The sequence below is a fragment of the Sphaerobacter sp. genome, assembly GCF_019683595.1.
GTDB lineage: Bacteria > Chloroflexota > Chloroflexia > Thermomicrobiales > Thermomicrobiaceae > Sphaerobacter.
In genome coordinates this window covers 1-7,079 of the sequence record NZ_JADGHZ010000173.1, presented here as the reverse complement: position 1 = coordinate 7,079, position 7,079 = coordinate 1, and the positions used below count along the sequence as shown (strand labels likewise).

Genomic DNA, 7,079 nt, shown 5'->3' with positions numbered 1-7,079 from the left:
GCCCTCACCCCCTAACCCCCTCTCCCAACCTTGGGAGAGGGGGAATGTCACGCCTCATGCGTCATACGTCATGCTCCCCTCTCCCAAAGTTGGGAGAGGGGCCGGGGGTGAGGGCCGCCCATCCAGCCCTAAAGTCTTATGTCGCGACACTGAGCGACGTTGACCTGATGCGTCGAAGTGACTAGGATCGAAGTAGCCCACTCCGGGTGATCCGGTCTGCGCGGGAAGGGGACATCCCGAATGCATCGACCGCGACTGATCCTGGGCAGCCTCGACGCAATCGAGGCGGCGCTGGGGGATGAACTGCGCCGCTGGAAGGCCGTTGATCCGCTCGCCCCGCCGCTGCTGCTGGTCGGCGATGTGCTGATCGGCAACTACCTGCGCCGCCGCCTGGCCCGCCTGGCAGGGGGCTATGTCAACCTGCCGGTCATGACGCCGGGGCATCTCGCCCGGTTGCTCGGCGAGCCGGCTCTGCTCGCCAAGGGACGCACGCCGCTCCCAGCCGGCGGGCAGCACCTGCTGGCGGAAGAGATCGCGCTCGGCGCCGGGGGCTACTTCGCCCCGGTGCGACAGGCGCCCGGCTTTGCCCAGGCGCTCGGGCGCCTCTTCCGGGAACTGCGCGAGGCAGGGGTCGACCCGGAGGGGCTGCGGGCGGCGGTGTCCCGGGCTGAGGTCAACCAGGAGAAGTGCACGGCGCTGGCCGACCTCTACGCGCGCTACGCCGAGCGGCGGCGCGGCTTCTACGATGGGCTCGATACCTACGCCGTAGCCGACCCGTCGCGGCTCGATGCGCCCGCCGTGCTGGTCTACGGCATCGCGCAGCCGTCGGGGCTGCTGCGCAGCCTGCTGGAGCGGCTGATGGAGTCCCGCCCGGTCACGGTGTTCCTCCCGCGCTCTGTCCCCGAGGCCGACCGGGTCCACCGCGAGATGATCGACTGGCTCACCGGCCTGGGAGCCGAAGAGGAGCACGCGCCGGAGCCGGTGCCCGACCGGGAGCCGACGGCGCTCGACCACCTGCGCGCGACGCTCTTCCACCCGGCCGGGGGCACGGAGCCGGACGGCACGGTGCGGCTCGTCTCGGCGCCCGATCCGGCGCGCGAGGTGCGGGAGGCGGCCCGCGCCTGCCTCGCCTGGGCAGCCGAGGGGATCCCCTTCCACGAGATGGCCGTGGTGTTCCGGCACGACGAGCCGTATCGGGCGCTGGTGGACGAGATTTTCCGCGAGGCAGGCATCCCGGTCTACCTGTACGGCGGGCGTCCGCTGGCCGAGCACCCCCAGGGCCGTCGACTGCTGGCACTGCTCGCCCTGGCCGGCTCGTCCTTGCGCCGCGCCGCGGTCATGGAGTTCATCACCGAGACCCACCTGCCGGACGCCACCGCCGAGCGCTACGGCCCGGTCGAGCCGGCCCTCTGGGACGCCCTCTCCCGCGAAGCCGGGATCGTCGAGGGGCGCGAGCAGTGGGTCTCCCGGCTCAGCCTGCTGCACCAAGCCAAGCGGCGCGCCGCCCTCGGCGAGGAGCAGGAAGACCCGGAGCGCATCGAGGCCCGGCTCAAGATGGAACTGGAAGCGATCGAGCGCCTGTCGGCCTTCATCGACGACTTCGCCGACCGGCTGGAGGCGCGGCCCGAGCACGCCTCCTGGCAGGCACACCTCGACTACCTGCGCGACCTGGCCGTGACCTACATCGACCGCGCCGAGTCGTTGCTCGACCTCCTGGCGCCGCTGGCGCGGCTCGACGCCCTCGTGCCCAACGTGAGCTTCGTCCGCTTCCAGCGCACCGTGCGTCGCGTGCTGGAGCGCGCCGACGCCGGCACGGTGCTGGGGCCGGACGACGTGCCGCCCAACGGGCGCTTCGGCCGTGACGGGGTCGCGGTGCTGGATGTCTTCTCCCTGCGGTTCCTGCGGTTCCGCGCCGTGGCGGTGCTCGGGCTGGCTGAGCGCTCGTTCCCGGCCCCGCCGCGGCAGGACGCGCTGCTGCTCGACCGCGAGCGCCTCCGGCTCAGCGCCGTGGGCGGCTGGGAGATCCCGCCCCGCGCCGCCGGGGCGGACCCAGAGCCGCTGCTGTTCGCGCTGGCCGTCGCCGCGGCCGGGGAGCGCCTGCTGCTGAGCTACCCGCGCTCCGGTGGCGACGGGCGGACGATCCTGCCGTCCCACTTCTTCCGCGCCGCCGCGGAGGCGTTGACCGGCCGCCGGGTCGGTGTCGAGGACATCGACAGCCTCCCACGCGAACTCTTCACCCGCGTGCCGGCCGGGCGCTTCGGTGCCGCCACCCCCGAGGAGGCCCTGACCGCCGGGGAGTACGACCGCACGCTGCTGGCGCTCGCGCCGGAGCAGGGTGCCGAGTGCCTGGCACGGCTCCACCCGCCCTTCGCTCGGGCGCGTGCCGCCTGGGCGGCGCGCTGGCGCGGACGTGAACTTACCGCCTACGACGGGGTATTGGGAGCGGCTGCGGCCGCGGCGGTGGCGCGACGGGCCGGGCTGCGCCGCCCGATCTCGCCCAGCCGCCTGGAGACCTACGCCACCTGCCCCTTCCGCTTCTTCCTGGCCTACCTGCTGCGGCTGGAGCCGGTCGAGGAGCCGGACCTGCTGGAGCGGATCGAGGCGCTCGAGCGCGGCGCGCTCGTCCACGACGTGCTCCAGCGGTTTCTGACCGAGTGCGGCACGGGCGACCCGCCCTCACGGGCGCGCCGGGAGGCGCATCTGGCCCGGCTGCGCGCCATCGCCGAGGAGGAGTGCGCCGACCGCGAGCAGCGCGGGCTGGTCGGTTACCCGCTCCTCTGGCAAGTGGACCGCCGGGCGATCATGGAAGACCTCACCACCTGGTACGACCGGGAGGTGGCTGAGCGCGACGACGCCCTGCGCCCCGGCGCCTTCGAGCTGCGCTTTGGCCCTAAATGGACCCACGACCGGGAGGACAGCCCGCTCTCGACTGACGACCCCGTGCCACTCCAGGCCGACGGGCTGACGCTCCGCTTCCAGGGGCGGATCGACCGGATCGACTGGTCGCCCAATCGCAGCGCCTTCCGCGTGGTGGACTACAAGACCGGGCGGCGCCCCAGCCACCACAAGGACGACTGCCTCTCCGGCGGACGCGCGTTGCAGTTGCCGATCTACCTGCTGGCGGCGTCGCACGTCCTCGGCATCCCCTGGGAACAGGGCGAAGCCGAGTACTTCTACGTCACTCGCCGCGGCGAGTTCAAACGGGTGCGCTTCAGCGGAGCGACGCTGCGCGACCGCTGGGAGGAGTTCACCGCGCTGTTGCAGGGGCTCGCCGAGGGTATCGCCGCCGGCCGGTTCCACCCCGTGCCCGGCCCGAGCAGAGAGCACTGCACCTACTGCGACTACAGCACCGTCTGCGACATCCGCATCGCCCGCCTTGCGGAGCGCAAAGCGGCCGACCCGCGCGCCGAAGACTTCGCCCGGCTGGGGGAGGTGATGTAGCGTGGACTACCGGCCGATCGACCAGGCAACCCGCGAGGCGATCCGCACCGCGCTCGACCGCAACTTCTTCGTCGAGGCCGGTGCCGGGACCGGCAAGACGACCGTCCTGGTCGACCGCATCGTCGCCATCCTCCGCGACGGCTATGCGACGGTGGATGAGCTGGTGGTCATCACCTTCACCCGGCTGGCCGCGGCCGAGCTGGCGACACGGGTCCGCGAGCGGCTTGAGGATGCGCGCGATAACGCCACGTCGGAGGAGGAGCGCGCCCGGCTGGAAGAGGCGCTCTATGCGCTCCCCCGCGCCCGGATCGAGACGATCCACGCCTTCGCCGCGGGGCTGCTGCGAGAGCGGCCGGTCGAGGCGGGGCTTGACCCCGGCTTCGAGGAGATGGACGACCTGAGCGCCTCGCTCGCCTTCGACGAGGCGTACCACGAGTGGCTCGCCGGACTCCTGAACCCTGAGGACGGGGAGCGTCCCGAGGCGGTCTGGCGCGCGCTCAACAGGGGGCTGGATCTGCGGCACCTGCGCGAGGTCGTGGAGCAGGTGCACCACCACCGGAGCCTGCTGCCGCTGGTCCATGACGACGTGCCGGCACCCGACATCGCCGGGTTCCTGGAGCGGTTCGAGCAGGACGTGGACGAGCTGGAGGATCTCCTCCGCGGCTGCCGCAACCCCGACGACCCCGGTGCCCAGCAGATCCGCGTGCTCATCGCCCAGCGCGACGACCTGCGCGCGATGCGCCATGACCCCGACGCCCTAGAGCGTGCCGTCCTCCTCTTGCCGAAGATCGGCAAGAAGGGGACCCGGACCAACTGGGCCGATCCGGCGGACTGCGACCGGCAGAAGGAGATCTGCGAGGAACTAAGCGAGGCGGTCGAGGAGATCAAGCGTGCGCTGCGCGCCGAGGCGATCGCCGGGCTGCTGCCGCTGGCCGAGGAGTTCGTGCGGGACTACACGGAGCAGCGCCGCCGCACCGGCCGAGCCGAGTTCGAAGACCTGCTCGTCTGGGCGCGCGACCTGCTGCGCGACCGGCCGGAGGTCCGCCGCTACTTCCGCGAGCGCTTCCGCTGCATCCTGGTGGACGAGTTCCAGGACACCGACCCGCTCCAGGTCGAGATCCTGCTCTACCTCTGCGGCGAGGAGCCGGACGGCACCGCCGCGCGTGACTGGCGCGAGCTGCGCCCGGCGCCGGGACGCCTCTTCCTCGTCGGCGACCCGAAGCAGTCGATCTACCGCTTCCGCCGCGCCGACATCAGCATCTACGAGTGGGTCAAGCGGCATGTCCTGCCGGGCGATCTCTGCACCATCACCCAGAACTTCCGCTCGCTCAGCGGCGTCATCGACTGGGTGAACGGCTGCTTCCAGCACATCATCGCCCCGCTCGACGGCGTCCAGGCCGGGTACGTCCCGCTCGCCCCCTGGCCGCAGGCCCGGCTCGACCTGCCCCGCGCCCCGGTCGTAGTCGTCCACCACGAGATGGACGGCTCGGCCGATGACGTGCGCCGGCAAGAGGCGACCACGCTGGCGGCACTGCTGCGGCAGGCGGTGGAGGTCGAGGCCTGGCCGGTGCGCGACCCGGAGACGGGCGAGGTCCGCCCCGCCCGCTGGCGCGACATTGCGATCCTCGTCCCCAGCCGGACCGGCATCGAGATCTACGAGGAGGCGCTGGCCGAGGCCGGCATCCCCTACCGCCACGAGGGCGGCCGCAGCTTCTTCCAGCGGCAGGAGGTGCGGGAGCTGATCAACTGCCTGCGCGCCATCGACGACCCGGGCGACCGGCTGTCGATGGTCGCAGCCCTGCGCTCCGGCGCCTTCGGCTGCTCCGATGAGGAAATCTTCCTGGCCGCCAACGCCATGGGCGCGGATTTCGACTACCGCCGCGAGCCGCCGCCCGGCCACGCCGCCGTGGCCGACGGGATGCACGCACTCCGCACGCTCCACACGCTGCGCCACCGCCTGCCTTTGCCGGAGCTGGTGCGCCGCGTGATCGACGCGACCCGGCTGATCGAGTACGCCCTGACCCTGCCGCAGGGGGACCAGGCCGCCGCCAACCTGCTCAAGGTCGTCGACCAGGCCCGCGCCTTTGCCGCCGCGCGCGGCGGGGGACTCCGCGCCTTCGTCCGCTGGCTCGATACGGCCACCAGCAGGAGCACCGAGGAGGAGGACGCGGACGTGGCCGAGGCGGGGGACGACGTGGTCCGCCTGCTCACGATCCACGCCGCCAAGGGGCTGGAGTTCCCCATCGTCGCGCTCGCCAACCTCCAGGGCCGCGACGCCAGGGTCAACAACGTCATCCCCGACCACGCCGCCCACCGGCTGCACCTGCGCGTGGGCAGCCAGAGCCTGGGCTATTTCGAGACACCCGGCTACGCCGCCGCCGCAGAGATCGAGCAGCAGCACGCCGCGGCCGAGCGGGACCGACTCCTCTACGTGGCCGCCACCCGCGCCCGCGATCACCTGATCCTCCCGGTGATCCTCGGGAAGAATGCCAGGGAGAAGGAGCGCAAGCCGAAGGGGATGCTCGCCCGGCTGGTTCCCCACCTGCCAGCGCCGCCGCCCGACCCCTCGCCCAACGGCTCGGACATCGACGGTTGCCACGTCCTCCTCGCCGCGCATCTCCAGGTGGGTGACAACGGATTCCGGGAATCGTCGCCGCCCGCCGCGGCTGTGGGGGTCGACGCCGCCCTGGTCGCCCGTGAGCGGTGGGTCGCCGAGCGCGCCGCACTGCTGGAGCGGGCCGGTGCCGGGCTTCGGGTCACCACCGCCAGCAGCGTCGAGGCATGGGACCAGGAGCCGGCGGACAACGCCGAGGCGACGCCGGGTGCCCTGCCACGCGAGGCCACGCTGGCCGTCGGCACCGCCCTCCACGCCACCATGGAGGCGCTCGACCTGACGGGCGACGGCGAGGTCGAGTCGATGGCCCGCGCCAAGGCCGCCGAGGCGGGTGTGCCCGGCCATGCGGACGAAGTCGCCGCGCTCGCCCGCGCCTGCCTGGCCTCCGGCGTGGTGCAGCGCGCCCGCGCGGCCGAGCGCGCCGCGCGCGAGGTGGCCTTCACCCTCCCCGTGGGCGACGGGTTCGTCGAGGGCCGGGTCGACCTCCTCTTCCGCGAGCCCGACGGCCTCGTCATCGCCGACTACAAGACCGACCGGGTGACGCCGGAGCAGGTGGACGCGCGCCTCGCCGTCTACCGCAACCAGGCGGCGGTCTACGCCTTCGCCGTGGCCGAAGCCACCGGCCTGCCGGTGAAAGAGGTCGTCTTCGTCTTCGCCCGCGCCGGGGTCGAGCGCGCCATCCCGGTCGACGACGGCCTCCTCGCGCTCGGCCGGAACCTGGCGACCGCCAGCGCGACGCTCACCGACGCCGCCGTCGCGGCGGGGTGTGCATGACGCGCGGATGGATCCCACAGCATCCCGGCCTATGGAGTGTGACGAATTCCCGAGATACACCCGAGCCAACCCCGTCGCCCGGTCGCTGTCATCCTGAGCGGAGCCGGGGGCGGCGGCCAGCCGCACACGGCGCAGCGAAGGATCTCTCCGGTTCGCGGCGGGGCAGACGCGAGATCCTTCGCTCCGCCGCCCCGCGCGCCCCCGCGGCCGGGGGCGCGGCGGCGGGCCGGGCTCTTATAAACATCGGGAG

At 72.8% G+C, this 7,079-nt stretch carries 2 protein-coding genes; both read left to right on the top strand.

Annotation, left to right across the window (positions count from 1 at the left end):
- The first annotated feature begins 240 nt into the window (after positions 1-240).
- Entirely contained in the window at positions 241-3,441 is a 3,201-nt protein-coding gene (locus IRZ30_RS14250) for a PD-(D/E)XK nuclease family protein (protein WP_294086117.1), read from the top strand.
- Position 3,442: 1 nt separating this feature from the next.
- Positions 3,443-6,829, top strand: coding sequence for an exodeoxyribonuclease V subunit beta (locus IRZ30_RS14245; protein WP_294086116.1), 3,387 nt, complete (start codon positions 3,443-3,445; stop codon positions 6,827-6,829).
- The last annotated feature ends 250 nt before the right edge of the window (positions 6,830-7,079 follow it).